General features: G+C 68.5%; 13 protein-coding genes. 7 read left to right on the forward strand and 6 right to left on the reverse strand.

What is annotated here, in order from left to right:
* Positions 1-111: 111 nt before the first annotated feature.
* Complete coding sequence (locus OWR29_RS26760; RefSeq protein WP_267566007.1) at positions 112-813, forward strand: PP2C family protein-serine/threonine phosphatase; 702 nt, start codon at positions 112-114, stop codon at positions 811-813.
* A gap of 727 nt (positions 814-1,540) precedes the next feature.
* Here the strand turns inward: OWR29_RS26760 and OWR29_RS26765 are convergent.
* Positions 1,541-2,611 (reverse strand): sodium:calcium antiporter, encoded by a 1,071-nt coding sequence (locus tag OWR29_RS26765; protein WP_267566008.1) that lies wholly within the window; start codon positions 2,609-2,611, stop codon positions 1,541-1,543.
* 232 nt (positions 2,612-2,843) lie between these two features.
* Between OWR29_RS26765 and OWR29_RS26770 the strand changes: the two genes are divergently transcribed.
* The 3 genes from OWR29_RS26770 to OWR29_RS26780 are packed head-to-tail and all read left to right on the forward strand — an operon-like array spanning position 2,844 to position 7,031.
* Complete coding sequence (locus OWR29_RS26770; RefSeq protein ID WP_267566009.1) at positions 2,844-4,154, forward strand: NAD(P)/FAD-dependent oxidoreductase; 1,311 nt, start codon at positions 2,844-2,846, stop codon at positions 4,152-4,154.
* A complete protein-coding gene (locus OWR29_RS26775; protein ID WP_267566010.1) occupies positions 4,154-5,203 on the forward strand; it encodes a glucose 1-dehydrogenase in 1,050 nt (349 codons plus the stop codon). The genes OWR29_RS26770 and OWR29_RS26775 overlap by 1 nt, the downstream gene beginning before the upstream one ends.
* A 13-nt stretch (positions 5,204-5,216) precedes the next feature.
* Complete coding sequence (locus OWR29_RS26780; RefSeq protein ID WP_267566011.1) at positions 5,217-7,031, forward strand: glycoside hydrolase family 15 protein; 1,815 nt, start codon at positions 5,217-5,219, stop codon at positions 7,029-7,031.
* A gap of 362 nt (positions 7,032-7,393) precedes the next feature.
* On the opposite strand, the gene OWR29_RS26785 is transcribed toward OWR29_RS26780, so the two are convergent.
* From OWR29_RS26785 to OWR29_RS26805, 5 genes are all read right to left on the reverse strand, one after another.
* Positions 7,394-8,230 (reverse strand): AbiV family abortive infection protein, encoded by an 837-nt coding sequence (locus OWR29_RS26785; protein WP_267566012.1) that lies wholly within the window; start codon positions 8,228-8,230, stop codon positions 7,394-7,396.
* Positions 8,231-9,252: 1,022 nt separating this feature from the next.
* Complete coding sequence (gene dmpG, locus OWR29_RS26790) at positions 9,253-10,266, reverse strand: 4-hydroxy-2-oxovalerate aldolase (protein WP_267566013.1); 1,014 nt, start codon at positions 10,264-10,266, stop codon at positions 9,253-9,255.
* Entirely contained in the window at positions 10,263-11,186 is a 924-nt protein-coding gene (locus OWR29_RS26795; protein ID WP_267566014.1) for an acetaldehyde dehydrogenase (acetylating), read from the reverse strand. Before OWR29_RS26795 ends, dmpG begins: the two co-directional genes overlap by 4 nt.
* Positions 11,186-11,959: a 2-keto-4-pentenoate hydratase gene (locus OWR29_RS26800; RefSeq protein ID WP_267566015.1), complete on the reverse strand. Its 774-nt coding sequence runs from the start codon at positions 11,957-11,959 to the stop codon at positions 11,186-11,188. Before OWR29_RS26800 ends, OWR29_RS26795 begins: the two co-directional genes overlap by 1 nt.
* A gap of 22 nt (positions 11,960-11,981) precedes the next feature.
* On the reverse strand, positions 11,982-12,620 hold the full coding sequence (locus OWR29_RS26805; RefSeq protein ID WP_267566016.1) for a TetR/AcrR family transcriptional regulator: 639 nt from the start codon (positions 12,618-12,620) through the stop codon (positions 11,982-11,984).
* A 112-nt stretch (positions 12,621-12,732) separates the two neighbouring features.
* Between OWR29_RS26805 and OWR29_RS26810 the strand changes: the two genes are divergently transcribed.
* From OWR29_RS26810 to OWR29_RS26820, 3 genes are read left to right on the forward strand one after another with little or no spacing between them, the layout of a single operon-like run.
* A complete protein-coding gene (locus tag OWR29_RS26810; RefSeq protein ID WP_267566017.1) occupies positions 12,733-13,575 on the forward strand; it encodes an alpha/beta fold hydrolase in 843 nt (280 codons plus the stop codon).
* On the forward strand, positions 13,572-14,558 hold the full coding sequence (locus OWR29_RS26815; RefSeq protein ID WP_267566018.1) for a VOC family protein: 987 nt from the start codon (positions 13,572-13,574) through the stop codon (positions 14,556-14,558). Before OWR29_RS26810 ends, OWR29_RS26815 begins: the two co-directional genes overlap by 4 nt.
* The gene (locus tag OWR29_RS26820; RefSeq protein WP_267566019.1) at positions 14,555-16,105 is read left to right on the forward strand and encodes a bifunctional 3-(3-hydroxy-phenyl)propionate/3-hydroxycinnamic acid hydroxylase; all 1,551 of its coding nucleotides are present in this window, start codon (positions 14,555-14,557) and stop codon (positions 16,103-16,105) included. The genes OWR29_RS26815 and OWR29_RS26820 overlap by 4 nt, the downstream gene beginning before the upstream one ends.
* Positions 16,106-16,144 lie beyond the last annotated feature (39 nt).

The following is a 16,144-nucleotide window of genomic DNA, read 5'->3' on the forward strand; positions in this document are numbered from 1 at the left end:
GTCGGCGTCTTGGACGAAGCGCTGCCGCTGCAGGTCAGTGGGCGGATGCTGGGCTCCCTCACGGTGGGGTGGCGTAACGGCCGACCGTTCACCTGTCGGGAACGAGATCTGTTGCATGCGTTCGCGGCCAACTGCGCGCAGACCCTGGACCGCATCCAGTCCCACGAGCAGCAGCGCCGCACCTTGGAGGCGTTGCAACGCAACCTGCTGACCGACCCGCCCCAGACACCCGGTCTGACAGTCGCCGTGCGATATCACCCAGCTGCCGAGCATGAGCAGCCCAGCGGCGACTGGTACGACGCCTTCCCGGCCACCGACGGCGGCGCCCTGACCCTGGTGATCGGTGACGTCACCGGAAACGACCGCAAGGCGATGGCGGCGATGGGGCAGGTCAGAAACACGCTGCGCGGCGTCGCGTACGTCCTCGGCGCCCCGCCGGCCGCGATCCTCGCGGGCCTTGAAGGAACTTCGACCGCCCTGCAGGTCGAGGTGCTCGCCTCCGCCACGCCGGCCCACATCTGGAAGCCGAGCCAGCCCGGCGGCGATCCGCGCCGCTACCGCCTGCTGTGGTGCAACGCCGGCCACCCGCCCCCGGTACTGATCGACGCACGGGGCCAAGCACGCGTGCTCGAGCGCCGCCCCGACCCGATTCTCGGGACTCGTCTCGGCGTTCGGCGCAGCGACCACGAACTGCTGCTGGAACCCGGGTCGACGCTGCTGCTCTACACCGACGGCCTGATCGAACGGCGCCACGAATTGCTCGACGAGGGCCTCGAGCGGCTACGGACGCCGCCACCCGCTCGGCCCACCTGACGGTCGACGCCCTCTGCGACGCTCTGCTGGCCGAGCTGACCGGCGTCGCCCACGACGACATCGCCCTGCTGACGCCACGCATCGGTGCCTGACCCACCGCCCGGGTCTCGAAGCCGCCCCTTCGAGCAGCACCACGCTACCGGTGAAGGTGCTCTCGGCCATGGTTCGGGCGACGCAACCTAGCGGTCAGCGATCATCGGATGATCAGCGCCGCGGAGTTGCTGCCACAATGTGACGCTCCCGAATGATCCTTCCGGCGTACCGGTCTCGCCGCAGGGTAGACCGGGGTCACGGACACGGAGCACCTTCCCCTTCGGGCCCCAGCATCGACAGCGCACCTGCACCTTACAGTGCGCCGCGACACCGTCCGGATCGGAGCCCGTGATGCCTCACCACGGCAGCCACGACTTCTCAGCCCCGGCACTCGGCATGTCGGTGGCCGAGGCCTGCTCATGGTCGCAGCCCTTTCGCACAGGTGGGCAGCGATACCGGGCACGGACCGCCAGGAAAGACCGTGTGGGCCGAGGTAGCCCTGGGCTCGAATACCTGACGTCTCCGCTGCAGCTGATGGACGTCGGCACGGCTGATGGCTCGAGCTGACCCGCGGGAGCGTAGCCCGGGCTCAGCAACCTCAAGCGCCCGAATCGCCGGCCATCGTGTACGCGTCCTCGGCGCCCGTCGCAGGAGACGACCAGTGCATCGCCGACGCCATGTAAGGCTGGCCCGTTCAGCCGGTGTTGGCGACGGCGAACAGACCGGCCACGCCGACCACGTAGAGCAGTAGCACGATGAGCGAGTCGATGCCCATGCGGCCGATGCGGCGTTGCGGGCGGAACAGTAGGCCGGCAGCGTAGACCAGGGTGAGCAGCATGCCGAGGGCGGTGAGGTAGATGTCGGTGCTCTGCGCTTGGGGGAGCACGGCCTTGCCGGACAGGAGGGTGGCCATCAGGAAGAGGACGGGCAGGAACGCGTTGCCGCCGAAGATGTCGCTCATGGCGAGTTGGTAGTCGCCGTTCTTCACCGAGGTGAGGCCGGTGGACAGTTCGGGCAGGGAGGTGGCGGCGGCCAGGACGGTGGCGCCGAACAGGACGCCGGACAGGCCGATGTGGTCGGCGATGGCGTCGCCGCTGCGTTCCAGCACGACGCCGGCGGCCAGCGTGACCAGGGCGGCAACGCCGAAGATGATCGCGGACCGGGCGGTGCTGGTGCCCTTGGTAGTGGCCTGCTTCTCATTTTGCTGTCGGCTGTGTCCGCGCGGAGGCCCCTGGTTGTCGGGGGCTTCGCCGGATTCCTGCCAGGGCAGGTTTGTGCCAGCCCTTTTGAGCAGCAGCAGCCCGGCGATCCAGAGGATGGCGATCAGGACCGGGCCGGGGGTCAGCCGCAGCGCGATCAGGCCGGCGGGTAGTTGGCTGCCGGCGATGACGACGGCCAGGACGGCGACGACGAGGGCGGCCTCGAGCACCAGGACCAGCGACGCCGCACGGTAGGTGAGGGGGTGGCGGCCGCGGACACCGAACGCGTCGAGGGCGACTAGGACGACGGTTTGGATGGCGATGCCGCCGAGGATGTTGCCGACAGCGACGCCGACGTTGCCGGAGATCGCGGCGCTGGCAACAATGGCCATCTCGGGCAAGTTGGTAGCGATAGCCAGCAGGATCAGCCCGCCCAGGGCCGAGCCCAGGTGCAGCCGTACAGACAGCACGTCGGTCTGGTTGGACAGTTGGACGCCCGCGACCCAGATCGCCGCGGCGGCCGCCACGAAGATCAGCAGCAGCAGCGGCAATGACAGACCCGACACGGCCTACCTCATGTTTCGTGGATGCCGCTGGTGCGGCGGGGGACCTGGACGGGCTGCCCACTTGCGCGATCGGCGGGTGCCCGCCCCCGAAGCGACTAAACGCCTTCCCCGGAAGCATGGAGGTCTATTCGCCTGGCCGGGGAGCCGCCGCGTCTCCGACGGCATGGGGCAGTTACTGCAGCCGATGCCGGGGTAGCCAGGGCCAGTTGTCGACTTCATCGAGGTGCTTCGTATGGCGCGTCCGCGCATCGTCATTGTCGGGGCCGGGTTCGCCGGCTATCAGACGGCCAAGACCTTGTCTCGATCCGCGCGGGGTGCAGCCGAGATCATCCTGGTCAACCCGACCGACTACTTCCTCTACCTGCCGTTGTTGCCGGAGGTGACCGGCGGTGTGCTGGACCCGCGGCGGATCACCATCTCGTTGGCGGACACCCTACCCGGTGTCCGGCTGGTCCTCGGCCAAGCCGATGGTGTCGGTGTGGACGCCCGGACGGTGTCGTTCACCGGTCCGGAGGGTGAACGGGGCGAGCTGGGGTACGACCGGCTGGTGCTGGCCGCGGGCAGTATCAACAAGCTTTTGCCCATCCCCGGGGTGGCTGATCACGCGCACGGGTTCCGGGGCATCCCGGAGGCACTGCATCTGCGTGATCACGTGATCCGGCAGGTCGAGCTGGCCGATGCGGCCGAGGACCCGGGCGAACGGGTGGCGCGGTTGACGTTCGTGGTGGTCGGGGCGGGATACACCGGTACGGAAGTGGCCGCTCAGGGAAACCTGCTGACCCACGCGCTTCTCAGCCGGCACCCGCGCCTGGCCGGCACCCCCGCCCGGTGGCTGCTGCTGGACACCGCGAAGCAGGTGCTACCCGGGATGGACGAGCGGATGGCCGGCACGGCGGAACGGGTTCTGCGGGAACGTGGCGTGGAGGTCGACCTGGGCACCTCGGTCGCCGAGGCCACCGGCGACGGTGTCAAGCTGACCGACGGCCGTTTCGTGGCATCGCGGACACTGGTTTGGTGCGTCGGAGTGCGCCCCGACCCGTTCACCGCCGCTACCGGCCTGCCCACGACCAAGGGCCGGCTGCAGGTCGACGAATACCTGGCTGTGCCGGGGCATCCGGAAATCCTGGCCTGCGGCGACGGCGCCGCGGTGCCCGATCCGCAGCATCCGGGGCAACCCACGCCGATGACCGCGCAGCATGCGATACGGCAGGGCAAACTGGCCGCGCACAACATCGCCGCCTCCTACGGCGTCGGCACCCGCAAGCCGTACCGGCACCGCGACCTCGGCTTCGTAGTCGATCTGGGCGGCTGGCAGGCGGCTGCGAACCCGCTGCACGTGCCGCTGTCGGGTCTGCTGGCGCGTGCGGTGACGCGCGGCTATCACCTGACTGCGCTGCCCGCGAACCGGGTTCGGACCGCCACCGACTGGCTGTTCACCGCGGTCTCGTCGCGTCCCGGGGTGCAGCTCGGCCTGGTGCCCGGTCCCGCGGTGCCGCTGGATACCGACGCCCCGGAACTGATCGCGTCCCGGAAGGACCACTGATGCGCGCGTTGACCGTCACGCCGTTGCAGGCGAACACCGCCGAAGTCCGCGACGTGCCCGACCCGGAACCAGGCGTCGGGGACATGCTGGTCGAGGGGATTGCCCTGGGTGTCTGCGGCACCGACCGGGAGATCATCGCCGGGCAGTACGGGTGGGCGCCGCCCGGCCGCGACCGCCTGGTGCTGGGCCACGAATCGCTGGGCCGCGTCCGTACCGCCCCATCCGGCAGTTCCTTCCACCCCGGGGACCTCGTCGTGGGAGTGGTCCGCCGCCCCGACCCGGTACCGTGCGGAGCCTGTGCGCACGGCGAGTTCGACATGTGCCGCAACGGCCAATACACCGAGCGGGGCATCAAGCAGATCAACGGGTACGGCAGCCAGCTCTGGACCGTCGAGACCGACTACGCCGTCAAACTCGACCCACAGTTGGAACACGTCGGGATGCTGATGGAACCCACCACGGTGGTCGCCAAGGCATGGGAACAGGTCGAGAAGGTCGGCGCCCGGTCCTGGTTCGACCCGCAACGGGTCCTGGTCACCGGAGCCGGCCCGATCGGCCTGCTCGCCGCCCTGCTGGGCGTGCAGCGGGGCCTGGAGGTTCACGTCCTCGACGTCGCCACCGACGGGCCCAAACCCGAGGTGGTCAAGGCGCTCGGTGCGCAGTACCACTGCGCGGGCATGGCTGAGGCCACCGCGAAGAGCAAGCCGGACATCATCATCGAGGCCACCGGCGTGTCCAGCGTGGTCTTCGACGCCATGGCCAGCACCGCCGGATACGGCATCGTGTGCCTGACCGGGGTGTCATCGGTGGGCCACAAGATCTCCGTAGACCTCGGCGCGACCAACCGCGACATGGTGCTGGAGAACGACGTCGTCATCGGCTCGGTCAACGCGAACCTGAGCCACTACGCCGCCGCAGCCTACGCGCTGGCGAAGGCCGACACCGACTGGCTCGCCCGGCTCATCACCCGCCGGGTACCCCTCGAGCACTTCAGCGAGATCCTGCACGCTCAGCCCGACGACATCAAAGTCGTCCTCGAGCTGAACTGACAAGGGCAGAACCGTGCCGGGAAACATCGAGGACTACGCCCTCATCGGGGATCTGCACACCGCCGCGCTGGTCGGCCGGGACGGCTCCATCGACTGGCTGTGCCTGCCCCGCTTCGACTCCCCTGCCTGCTTCGCCGCGCTGCTGCACGATCGGAACGCGGGGCGGTGGCAGCTCTGCCCCGCTGACGGCCGGCCGGCAAGCTCGCGTCGATACCGCGGCGACACCCTGATCCTGGAAACCGAATGGGACACCCCGGACGGGGTCGTGCGGGTGATCGACTTCATGCCGCTGCGCGGGCAAGCCGCCGACGTCGTCCGGATCGTCGATGGGGTCTCCGGGGCCGTGCCTATGCGCATGGACCTGACGCTGAGGTTCGACTACGGCCACGTCGTGCCGTGGGTCCGCCACAGCGGCCAGGACTTGTCCGCGGTCGCCGGCCCGGACGCTGTGTGGCTGCGCACCGACGTGCCGGTCCACGGCGAGGACCGTGCCACCGTCGCCGAGTTCACCGTCCGGGCCGGGCAGCGAGTGCCGTTCGTCCTGACCTATCAGGCGTCGCACCTGCGGCGTCCCGATCTGGTCGACGCCGAGCACGCCCTGGCAGGCACCGAACGGTTCTGGACGGACTGGATCAGCCGCTGCGACTACGACGGCCGGTGGCCCGAGCCCGTACGCCGCTCGCTGATCCTGCTCAAGACCCTCACCTACGCGGCGACCGGCGGCATCCTCGCCGCCGCCACCACGTCGCTGCCCGAGCAACTCGACGGACCCCGTAACTGGGACTACCGGTACTGCTGGCTACGCGACGCCACCTTCACCCTGCAAGCCCTGCTGGGCACCGGCTACCTCGCCGAGGCCAAGGCGTGGCGGGAATGGCTGCTACGCGCGGTCGCCGGTGACCCCGCCGACCTGCAGATCATGTACGCCCTCGACGGCACCCGCCGCCTACCCGAGTACACCCTCGACTGGCTACCCGGCTACCAGGGAGCCAGCCCGGTCCGGGTCGGCAACGCCGCCTCCAGCCAGCTGCAGCTCGACGTATGGGGAGAGGTCCTCGACAGCCTGCACCACAGCCGCGAAGCCGGCATCGCCGCCACCGACGCCGGCTGGGACCTGCAACGCGCCCTGCTCGACTTCCTCGAAGGCAACTGGCAGCAACCCGACAACAGCCTGTGGGAGGTCCGCGGCCCACGACGGCAGTTCGTCCACTCCAAAGTCATGGCCTGGGCCGGCTTCGACCGGGCCGTCACCGCCGTGCACCGGCACGGCCTGGACGGTCCCATCGACCGGTGGCGCAGCATCCGCGACGACATCCACGCCGAGGTATGCGCCAAGGGCTTCGACACCGACCGCAACACCTTCACCCAGTCCTACGGCTCGGCCGGGCTCGACGCCGCCCTGCTGCTCATCCCCCGCGTCGGTTTCCTGCCGACCACCGACCCGCGGGTGGCCGGCACCATCGACGCCGTACAGCGTGAGCTGCTCCAGGATGGGTTCCTGCTGCGGTACCGCCCTGAGCACGACAGCGCCGACGGACTGCCCGGCACCGAGGGCGCGTTCTTGGCGTGCACGTTCTGGTTAGTCGACGCCCTGCACACCATCGGCCGCCGCGCCGAGGCGGAAGATCTGTTCGAACGGTTGCTCCACCTGCGCAACGACGTCGGCCTGCTGTCGGAGGAGTACGACCCGACCAGCGGCCGCCAGCTGGGCAACACCCCACAGGCGTTCAGCCTCGTCGGACTCGTCAACTCCGCCCGACAACTCAGCGGAAGCACCACCCGCACCTCCGCCGACGCCGACGGGCAACACACCCAGCCTGCGGGCTGACTTGCTTTCTTAGTCGCCGGGGTCGCGCCGGCTTATGACCGGGTCCCGGCGTGACCGTGAACAACATCTGGGACCGCGAGATCAGCAAGAGCCTCCCGAACTCGCCGTACCCGCGGCGTCAACGCGCGGGCCGAGCCAGGTGCCGGCCTCGAACGCCTCGTGCGGCAGCGGCGCCAGCCGGGACTGCTCGATCGTGAACATCTCGCCGATAGTGTTGCTCGGCGTGGTCGACCGGCGACCGGGGTTGAAGCTGGTGCGATAGAGAAAAATCCGTGTGCGACGGCGTCGGCGGTCATTGTCAGATGCTGGCCGAGACATGTAGCCGACCAGTGGCGACACGCGGCCCGCTGGTCCAGTCTGCACTAACCTGCTGGTGAAGTACCGTCGTCGCCTTCGCCAACCAGGAGAGTTACCGCCCGCGTTTCTGCTTCGTAGCCAGGTTTTCCGAGGTTCCGGAATGGCTCCCGGTCTGCGCCAGCCGGATTGAAGCTGTACGCCGAGTTCGGCAGCGCTTTTCCCGGTGAGCCGCTCTGCAGCGAGCGCTTGAGGTCTGCGAGGAACGACCCGGTCTCCGCGGTTTCCTCGACATCGTCCAGCCAGGTCAGAGCTGCATCATCTTGCGCCGGCACGCCGGCTGCCTGCTCGTCCTGATATTTGCCCTCGATGTGTTCGCCAAGGCGTAACTGCCAGCCGATCTGGTGTGCCTGGGCGATCGTCTCACGCAGGGCTATGTCGTTCACCACGCCCGCGGGCGCGAGTGCCTCGCCGACTTTGTCGATCTCGACGTAGAACCCTCGCTGCTTAATGCGGTCGCGACGCAGCCACGCCCGAATGCTGCCCAGCGCTGCAGCGTTGCGCTCGGGATCCGCGGGTTCCCCGAACCAGTACCGCTCATCGACGAGGAAGCCGTGAACAGCCTCGAGCTTTTTCTCATGGCTGGACCACAGCTCGTCGAGTGCTTCGCACCGGAAGACCTCACCGTCGGGCAGGTAGCCCAGCTGCACTCGCCGCTCGTGGATGGCGATGGCTTTGCCCGACTCTTCCAGGCCGAGGATGGCGATAGACCGGGCCAGAGCAGCGTGCCCCAGATCCAGGACTGCAAGAGCGGACTCCAGCAGCGTGTTGGCGTTCGCCAGCAGAGCCTCCTGCAGTTTGACGACCTGCTCAGGCGTCAGGTCGGGAAGACGTCGGATCGGCACGCTTCCAGTCTCCACATCCGTCAACAGACTTGCTGGCCTGCATATCACCGGAGCGTGCCGTCCGGGATGCCTCGGCGGCTTCGCCGCTCTGGCACCGCACTCAATGGCCGGCGTCCTGCAGACGACAAGCCGCCATCTCCAGCTACAGACGGTGACTGCCGGCCAAGCGCGGTCGCATCTGTTTTCACGAAACACAGGGTGCGAAAGGCGCACCCCTGGCCGGTGGTGGGTGGCGATCGCTGGTGCTCGGATGGTGATCGGACGCCGTCGGGCTGGCTGGACGGAGCCCGCGCGTTGGATTCTGTGCCTTAGCTTCATGCCATCCGAGGTCGACTCATCCGCTGTCGTGGGGGGTCAGCCAGTCTCATCGACCTTCTTGGATGGTGCTCGGATGGTGCTCGAACGCCGGCTTACTAATTGGATTTAGTAGCCCGTTCTGGACTTTTGCCAGCGTGTGCGCCCGTCACCGTCTCTGACCCGGGTTGGACGCACCGGCCACGGCTGGACTGGCGTCCCCCGTTTGGACTAAAGCTTGCGCCCTGGACAAATTTGTGTAAAGTGCTAGACGTAGGAGTGCATCCCTAACCTTCCTACGGATCAGAAGGTTAGGGGTTCGAGTCCCTTCGGGCGCACAAAAGATCAAGGGTCACGGCCTTTTTCATTCCCATTTCCAGGCCCGCGCTTCCCGCTATATGGGACGCGGGTGATCGGTGGGTGATCCTGTGTTGCCCAGCTGGTTCCAAGGCCTTCAAATGCCGCCTTGAGCTGGCCTTTCATTGCTGCAATCCAGCCGAGTGAGCGATAGTGGCTGGTTACGGTCCGTGACCGCTCGTTGGGTGCTTCGCCTGTTGTTCCGTTGTTCCGTTGCTCGACGGTCATGGTTGTTGTCGTTGCCGACCGAAGGTAGGTCAACGGGCTTTGGGGGAGGGCACTGCTGTTGCGTTCCCACCTGCGGCGGTGGACGGCACTGTCGCAGCCGTGTCAGACGTTATGGCTCGGCTGCGGCAGCGTCGTTCGTTGTGTCAGGCTGCTTCTCTGAAAAGGTCGAGCGCGATATCGATGAGCATGTCCTCCTGGCCGCCGACGAGTTTGCGGCGCCCGGCTTCTATGAGGATGGTGCGGGGGTCGATGTCGTATAGCTGGCCGGCGTTCTCGGCGTGGCGCAGGAAGCTGGAGTAGACGCCGGCGTAGCCGAGGGTGAGGGTTTCCCGGTCGACGCGGACAGGCCGGTCTTGCAGTGGCCGGACGATGTCGTCGGCGGCGTCCTGCAGGGCGAACAGGTCGCAACCGTGTTCCCAGCCCTGCAGGGTTGCGGCGGCGATGAACGGTTCGATCGGGCAGTTGCCCGCTCCGGCGCCGTGACCGGCCAGTGACGCGTCAACGCGGGTGGCGCCTTCTTCGACGGCGATGATGCTGTTGGCTACCGACAGGGACAGATTCTCGTGGGCGTGGATGCCGATCTCGGTAGCCGGGTCGAGGACGTCGCGGTAGGCCCGGAACCGGTCGCGGATGCCGTCCATGGTGAGACGGCCGCCAGAGTCGGTGACGTAGACGCAGTGGGCGCCGTAGGACTCCATCAGTTTGGCCTGGGCGGCCAGTTCGTGTGGTGGCGCGAGATGGCTCATCATCAGGAACCCGGAGACGTCCATGCCCAGGCCGCGGGCGGCGGCAATGTGTTGCGCGGCGATGTCGGCCTCGGTGCAATGGGTGGCCACCCGCACCGAGCGAACGCCCAGCGCGTACGCCTGCTTGAGTTCTTTGATGGTGCCGATGCCGGGCAGGATCAGGGTGGTGAGCCGGGCGCGGCTGATGGCGTCGGCGGCGGCTTTGATCCAATCGTGGTCGGTGTGGCTGCCGGGGCCGTAGGTGAGGCTGCTACCGGCCAGGCCGTCGCCGTGAGCGACCTCGATGGCGTCGACGCCGGCGGCGTCGAGGGCGGTGACGATCCGGGTGACGTCGGCGGGGGTGATGCGATGCCGGGTGGCGTGCATGCCGTCGCGCAGGGTGACGTCCTGGATGTAAAGGCGCGGGCTCACGGGCGGGCTCCTTCGGCGAGGCGCTCGGCGACGCGCAGCGCGGCGGAGGTCATGATGTCCAGGTTTCCGGCGTATGCGGGCAGGTAGTGGGCGGCGCCTTCGACCTCGAGCAGCACGGTGACCTGTGTGGTGACCGGTTGCGGTGTCAGCGTGTGCACGGGCTCGTCAGGGCCGATCTTGCGGAATTGGACGGCCTGCTTGAGCCGGTAGCCGGGCACGTATTCGGCGACATCGGCGACCATCGCCTCGATGCTCGCGCGGATCGCGTCGGTGTCGGCGTCGCCGATGAGGCAGTGCACGGTGTCGCGCATGATCATCGGCGGGTCGGCGGGGTTCAGCACGATGATCGCCTTGCCACGGCCGGCGCCGCCGACCTGTTCGATCGCGGCGGCGGTGGTCTTGGTGAACTCGTCGATGTTGGCCCGGGTGCCGGGACCGGCCGACTTCGAGGCGATCGACGCGACGATCTCGGCGTACGCGACCGGAGTTACGGCTGCGATCGCGGCGACGATCGGGATGGTGGCCTGACCGCCGCAGGTCACCATGTTGACGTCGCCGGCGGCGAGGTGGGCGTCGAGGTTCACCGCGGGGACCACGTAGGGGCCTAGCGCGGCGGGTGTCAGGTCGACGAGTTGCTTGCCGTACGGCTGGAGAGCAGCCGCGTTGGCCCGGTGTGCGCCCGCGCTGGTGGCGTCGAAGACGATGCCGATCTCGCCGAAGCCGGGTAATCCGATCAGGCCTTCGACCCCGTTGGCGGTGGTGGTCACGCCGAGGCGGCGGGCCCGGGCCAGGCCGTCGGAGCTGGGATCGATACCGACCATGGCGGCCATCTCCAAGGTTGGTGACAGCCGCAGAATTTTGATCATCAGGTCGGTGCCGATGTTGCCGGAGCCGATCACGGCGACCTTCGTGCGGGCCATCAGCGGGTCTCCTTCGCGAATGACGCCTCGACGGTGCCGAGGCCGGTGATCTGGGCGCGCACGTGCAGGCCGGGCGCGACCGGGATCATCGGGCCGAGCGCGCCGGAGAGCACGATCTGCCCGGCCCGCAGCGGTTCGCCGTGTTCGAGGGCGGTGCGGGCCAGCCAGGCGAGTGCGTGGAGCGGGTCGCCGAGGCAGTCCTGCCCGGAGCCTTCGGAGACGGTCCGGCCGTCGGCCGTCATGGTCATGAGCACGTCGCGGGGTTCGAAGTGGTCGAGAGTGACACGGTGGTCGCCGAGGACGTAGAGGGCGCTGGAGCCGTTGTCGGCGACGGTGTCGGCGAAGGTGATGTCCCAGTTCGCGATGCGGCTGTCGACGATCTCCAGGGCGGCGACCGCGTACGCGACGTGCTCGCGGATCCGATCAGGCTCGAGGACGTCGACGGCCAGGACGAACGCGACCTCGGCCTCGACCCGCGGCTGGAGCAGTCCGTCGGTGGCGATCGGCAGGTACTGGGCGCGGGCCATGTCGTCGAAGAGCACGCCGTAGTCGGGCCGGTCGACGCCGAGTTGCCGCTGTACCGCAGGGGAGGTGAGGCCGATCTTGCGGCCGGCGATCGCGTGGCCGTCGTGCAGCCGGGCCCGGGTGAGCATCTGCTGCACCGCGTAAGCGGAACGGTCGTCGATGAGGTCGCGTACCGGCGTGCAGGGTGTGCCGGTGGCGGCGGCGTCGCGCAGCCGCCCGAAGGCGGCGGCAACCGGGTCGTGGGTCATGTGGTCTCCGGGAAGGCAGTGGTCAGCCGGCCGGCGGGGCGCCGGTCAGCCGGGTGATCAGGTCGTAGAGGGCCCGGGCATGCACCTCGAAGAGCCGGATGAGGTCGATGTCGTCCCCACCGATCTCCTTGGCGATGAACAGCCCGTCGGCGGCCGCGACGGCGTAGGTGGCGAGCAGATGGACCGTGTCGTGGTCGAGACCGGGCGCGAACTGGCCGAACATTTCCGCGATGCGGGTGTGGGCGGTGTGCCGGACCTTGAGGAACATGGTCCGGGCGCTGGGCTCGTCCGGTCGCCGCTCGAGCACGAGCATCAGGCCCAGGCGCAGGAAGTCGGAGTGGTCGAGCAGGGCTTTGCCGATCTGCGCGGCGAGGGCGTCGACCAGGTCGTAGGAGAGATCGGGAGCGAGGTCGGCGGGTAGGGCGAGGGCGTCGAGCCAGATGCCGAAGCTGCTTTCGATGACCGCCGCGATCAGGTCGTCCTTGTTCTTGAAGTGCCAGTAGATAGAGCTGGCGGGTAGCCCGCACTTGGCGCTGACCAGGGCGATGCTGGTGCCCTCGTACCCGCGCTCCCCGGCGATCTCAGCGGCCGCGTCGAGGATGCGCTGCCGGGATGCTTCGCCGTTGGCGCGCTTCTTGCGTTCGCCGCGGCCGTCAGTCATCAGGGACTCCCTTGTTGCGAATCGGTTTCTTGACGATGTCTTCGCCGATCCCTACCGTAGCGAACATTACAACTGGAGTGATCGCTACAGCAATGGCTCTGTGGGAGGGCTCATGGACGTGGAGCAAGGACTAATCCGGGTCGGTGACCGGGACATCGCCCTGACCGAACGGGGCAGCGGGGAACCGGTGGTCCTGCTGCACGGTGGCGGGCCGGGCGCGTCCGGCATGTCGAACTACGTGCGCAACGTGGACGTACTCGCAGAGCGGTTCCGGGTGATCGTGCCGGACCTGCCTGGCTACGGCGGCTCCAGCAAACGCGTCGACCACAGCGACCCGTTCGGTGATCTGGCGTCGGCAATCCGTGGTCTGCTCGACGTCCTCGGCATCGGCAAGGCACACCTGGTCGGCAACTCCTACGGCGGGGCGGCGGCGTTGCGTCTGGCCCTGGAAGCGCCGGGCCGGGTGTCGCGGATGGTGCTGATGGGCCCCGGCGGGATCGGAACCAGCCGAGGACTGCCGACCGCGGGACTGAAGAAGCTGCTCGCCTACTACGGCGGGACCGGCCCGAGCCGGGAGAAGCTCGACGACTTCATCCGGACCTCGCTGGTCTTCGACGGCACCGCTGTTCCCGCGTCGGTGATCGACGAGAGGTACGCGGCGAGCATCGACCCCGAGGTGGTAGCCCATCCGCCGCTACGCCGGCCGGACGGCCTCAAGACGCTGCTGCGGATGGACTTCACCCGTGACCGGCGACTCGCGGCTCTGCGAACACCCACCCTCGTCCTCTGGGGTGCACAGGACCGTGTGAACCGGCCTTCCGGCGGCCCGATGCTGGCCGGCCGGATGCCCGACTGCGACCTGTACACGGTCGCCAACACCGGCCACTGGGTGCAATGGGAACGCCCGGAGCTGTTCAACACCCTGACGGCAGCGTTTCTGGAAGGCGTCCGATGAGCGTGTTCGGCAACGTCCAGCTCGGCTATCTGCGCATCGAGACCCGCAAGTTCAGCGACTGGCGGCGCTTCGGCGCCGACGGCGTCGGCCTGCACGTCGACGACCTCGACACCGGCCGGATGCGGTTCCGCCTCGACGAGCAGCAGTGCCGGTTCCTGCTGGAGCACGGCCCGGCCGAGGACGTCACCTCGGCCGGCTGGCACGTCGACGACCACGACACCTACGAGGCGATCCTGACCCGGCTGCGGGCCAAGGGGGTGCCCGTCGAGGACGGGACCACCGAAGAGGCCGCCCTGCGCGGGGTGGAACGTCTCGTGCGGTTCCCCGGGCCGAAGGGCATCGCCCAGGAGCTCTACACCACCGCGCTCACCGCGGCCGCGCCGCTGACGATGACGACCAGCGGGTTCGTCACCGGCGAGGCCGGGATGGGGCATCTGGCGATCACATCACGCCGACCGGAGGCTATCCACGGCTACTACGACGCCCTGTTCGACGCCCGGCTCAGCGACTTCATCACCGAGACGATCAGCGGGATACGGCTACGGATCCGGTTCCTGCGGGTCAACGGCCGGCACCACTCGGTCGCCGTGGCCAACACCGAAGGACTACGCGTCGACCCGGTCCGCACCCGGATCCAGCACCTCAACGTCCAGGCCGCCAGCCTCGACGACATGATGCACGCCTACCTGCGGCTCAAGCAGCTCGGATTCGGCATGGCGCTCGGCATCGGGCAGCACACCAACGACAAGGAACTGAGCTACTACGCCCGTACCCCCTCGGGCTTCGAATGGGAGATGGGCTGGAACCCGATCGTCGTCGACGAATCAACCTGGGAACCCACCACCCACAAAGGCATCAGCCTCTGGGGCCACCGGCCCGAAGCACAGACGATCATCGACAAGCTCAACCAGTTCCGGCTCGGCGCGGCCTCGCTGCGCCGACGCGAGGAAACCGTCGCGGCGCTGAGCGGAGTACCGGCATGAACGGGCGCTACGACGTGATCATCGTCGGCTACGGACCGGTCGGCGTCACCGCCGCGAACCTGCTCGGCGGCATGGGCCTGACGGTCGCCGTCGTCGAGAAGGAACCGGACATCTACGCCCGCGCCCGGGCCATCTCCACCGACGAGGAGATCCTGCGGATCTGGCAGCGCATCGGCCTCGTCGACCAGCTGCTCAAGGACATGCTCGCCGAACGGCCGATCGACTTCGTCGACGCCCGCGGCCGCTCCTTCCTGAGCATCAAACCGGTCACCCGCGGCAACGGTTACCCGCCGCAGCTGTTCATCTACCAGCCGGCCCTGGAGCAGACGCTGCGCGACGGCGTCGGCCGCTACCCGAACGTCGAGGTCTTCTGCGGCCACGAGTGCACCGGCGTGACCGAAACCGCGGACGGTGTCGCCGTCGAGGCCGACGGTCTCGGCACCCTGCACGGCAGCTACCTGATCGCCGCCGACGGCGGCTCCAGCCCGATCCGCACCCGGCTCGGCGTCGGCTTCGACGGCCGCACCTACGAGGACCGCTGGCTGGTTATCGACACCAAGGTCCACCGCGGCTGGGACAGCGTCGACCGGCTGCGCTTCCACTGCGACCCGGCCCGCCCGGCCGTCGACTGCCCCACCCCTCTCGGCCACCACCGCTGGGAGTTCCCCGTCCTGCCCGGCGAGGACGAACAGCAACTGGTCGAACACGACCACATCTGGAAACTGCTGCGCCGGCACGGGCGCACCCCTGACGAGGTGGAAATCCTGCGGGCCGTCATCTACAGCCACCACGTCCGGTTCGCCACTCGCTGGCGCATCGGACGGATCTTCCTGGCCGGCGACGCCGCCCACGTCATGCCGCCCTGGATCGGTGAGGGTATGGCCTCCGGCGTGCGCGACGTGGCCAACCTCTGCTGGAAGTTGGCCGCCGTCCTGAACGGCGAGCTGCCCGATTCCGCCCTCGACACCTACGAGATCGAACGCCAGCCGCACGTGCGCGTCGTGACCAGCCGAGCGGTCGCCGTCGGAAAGATCATCACCGAACGTCGCCGCGCTCTCGCCGCTCTGCGCAACGTGGTATTCCGTCTCGGTCTGCGTATTCCCGCCCTGCGCGCCTATGCCCGCGAGGCCCGCTGGCTGCCGATGACCGAGCATCGTGACGGCCTGCTCGACCGCATCGGAAAGGCGACGGTAGCCGGCCAATATCCGCCGCAACCCTGGGTCCTCGCCCCGGACGGCAACCGCGCCCGCCTCGACGACGTGCTCGCCGGACGCTGGACCCTGCTGCACCTCGGCGCGCAGCAGGACTGGCCGAGTTGGCCGGACACCGTGGCGCGGCTGCGCGTCACGCCAGCCGGATCGCCGCCGGCGCCCGGAACCATCGTCGACTGCGACGACGTCCTGATCCGCTGGATGCGCGAGCGGGACACCACCGTATTGGCACTGCGTCCTGATGTCCTGGTCTACGGCGCGGGCGCCGATGGCGTACTGCCGCCCGCGCCGTTCACATCAGGCCGCGGCCCTGCCGATCCGGTCACATCCTTGTAGTTGCACAAATGTGAGCAACTTATATTCTGCACGTGAATG

This window comes from Paractinoplanes pyxinae, assembly GCF_026626335.1.
In the GTDB taxonomy this organism is placed as follows: Bacteria; Actinomycetota; Actinomycetes; order Mycobacteriales; family Micromonosporaceae; genus Actinoplanes; species Actinoplanes pyxinae.

What these genes read in the sequence shown, in the direction of transcription:
- OWR29_RS26770 (WP_267566009.1), top strand. Translation starts at nt 2,844, where the DNA reads ATGGCGCGTCCGCGCATCGTCATTGTCGGGGCCGGGTTCGCCGGCTAT.
- OWR29_RS26775 (WP_267566010.1), top strand. Translation starts at nt 4,154, where the DNA reads ATGCGCGCGTTGACCGTCACGCCGTTGCAGGCGAACACCGCCGAAGTC.
- OWR29_RS26795 (WP_267566014.1), bottom strand. Translation starts at nt 11,186, where the DNA reads ATGGCCCGCACGAAGGTCGCCGTGATCGGCTCCGGCAACATCGGCACC.
- OWR29_RS26800 (WP_267566015.1), bottom strand. Translation starts at nt 11,959, where the DNA reads ATGACCCACGACCCGGTTGCCGCCGCCTTCGGGCGGCTGCGCGACGCC.
- OWR29_RS26805 (WP_267566016.1), bottom strand. Translation starts at nt 12,620, where the DNA reads ATGACTGACGGCCGCGGCGAACGCAAGAAGCGCGCCAACGGCGAAGCA.
- OWR29_RS26810 (WP_267566017.1), top strand. Translation starts at nt 12,733, where the DNA reads ATGGACGTGGAGCAAGGACTAATCCGGGTCGGTGACCGGGACATCGCC.
- OWR29_RS26815 (WP_267566018.1), top strand. Translation starts at nt 13,572, where the DNA reads ATGAGCGTGTTCGGCAACGTCCAGCTCGGCTATCTGCGCATCGAGACC.
- OWR29_RS26820 (WP_267566019.1), top strand. Translation starts at nt 14,555, where the DNA reads ATGAACGGGCGCTACGACGTGATCATCGTCGGCTACGGACCGGTCGGC.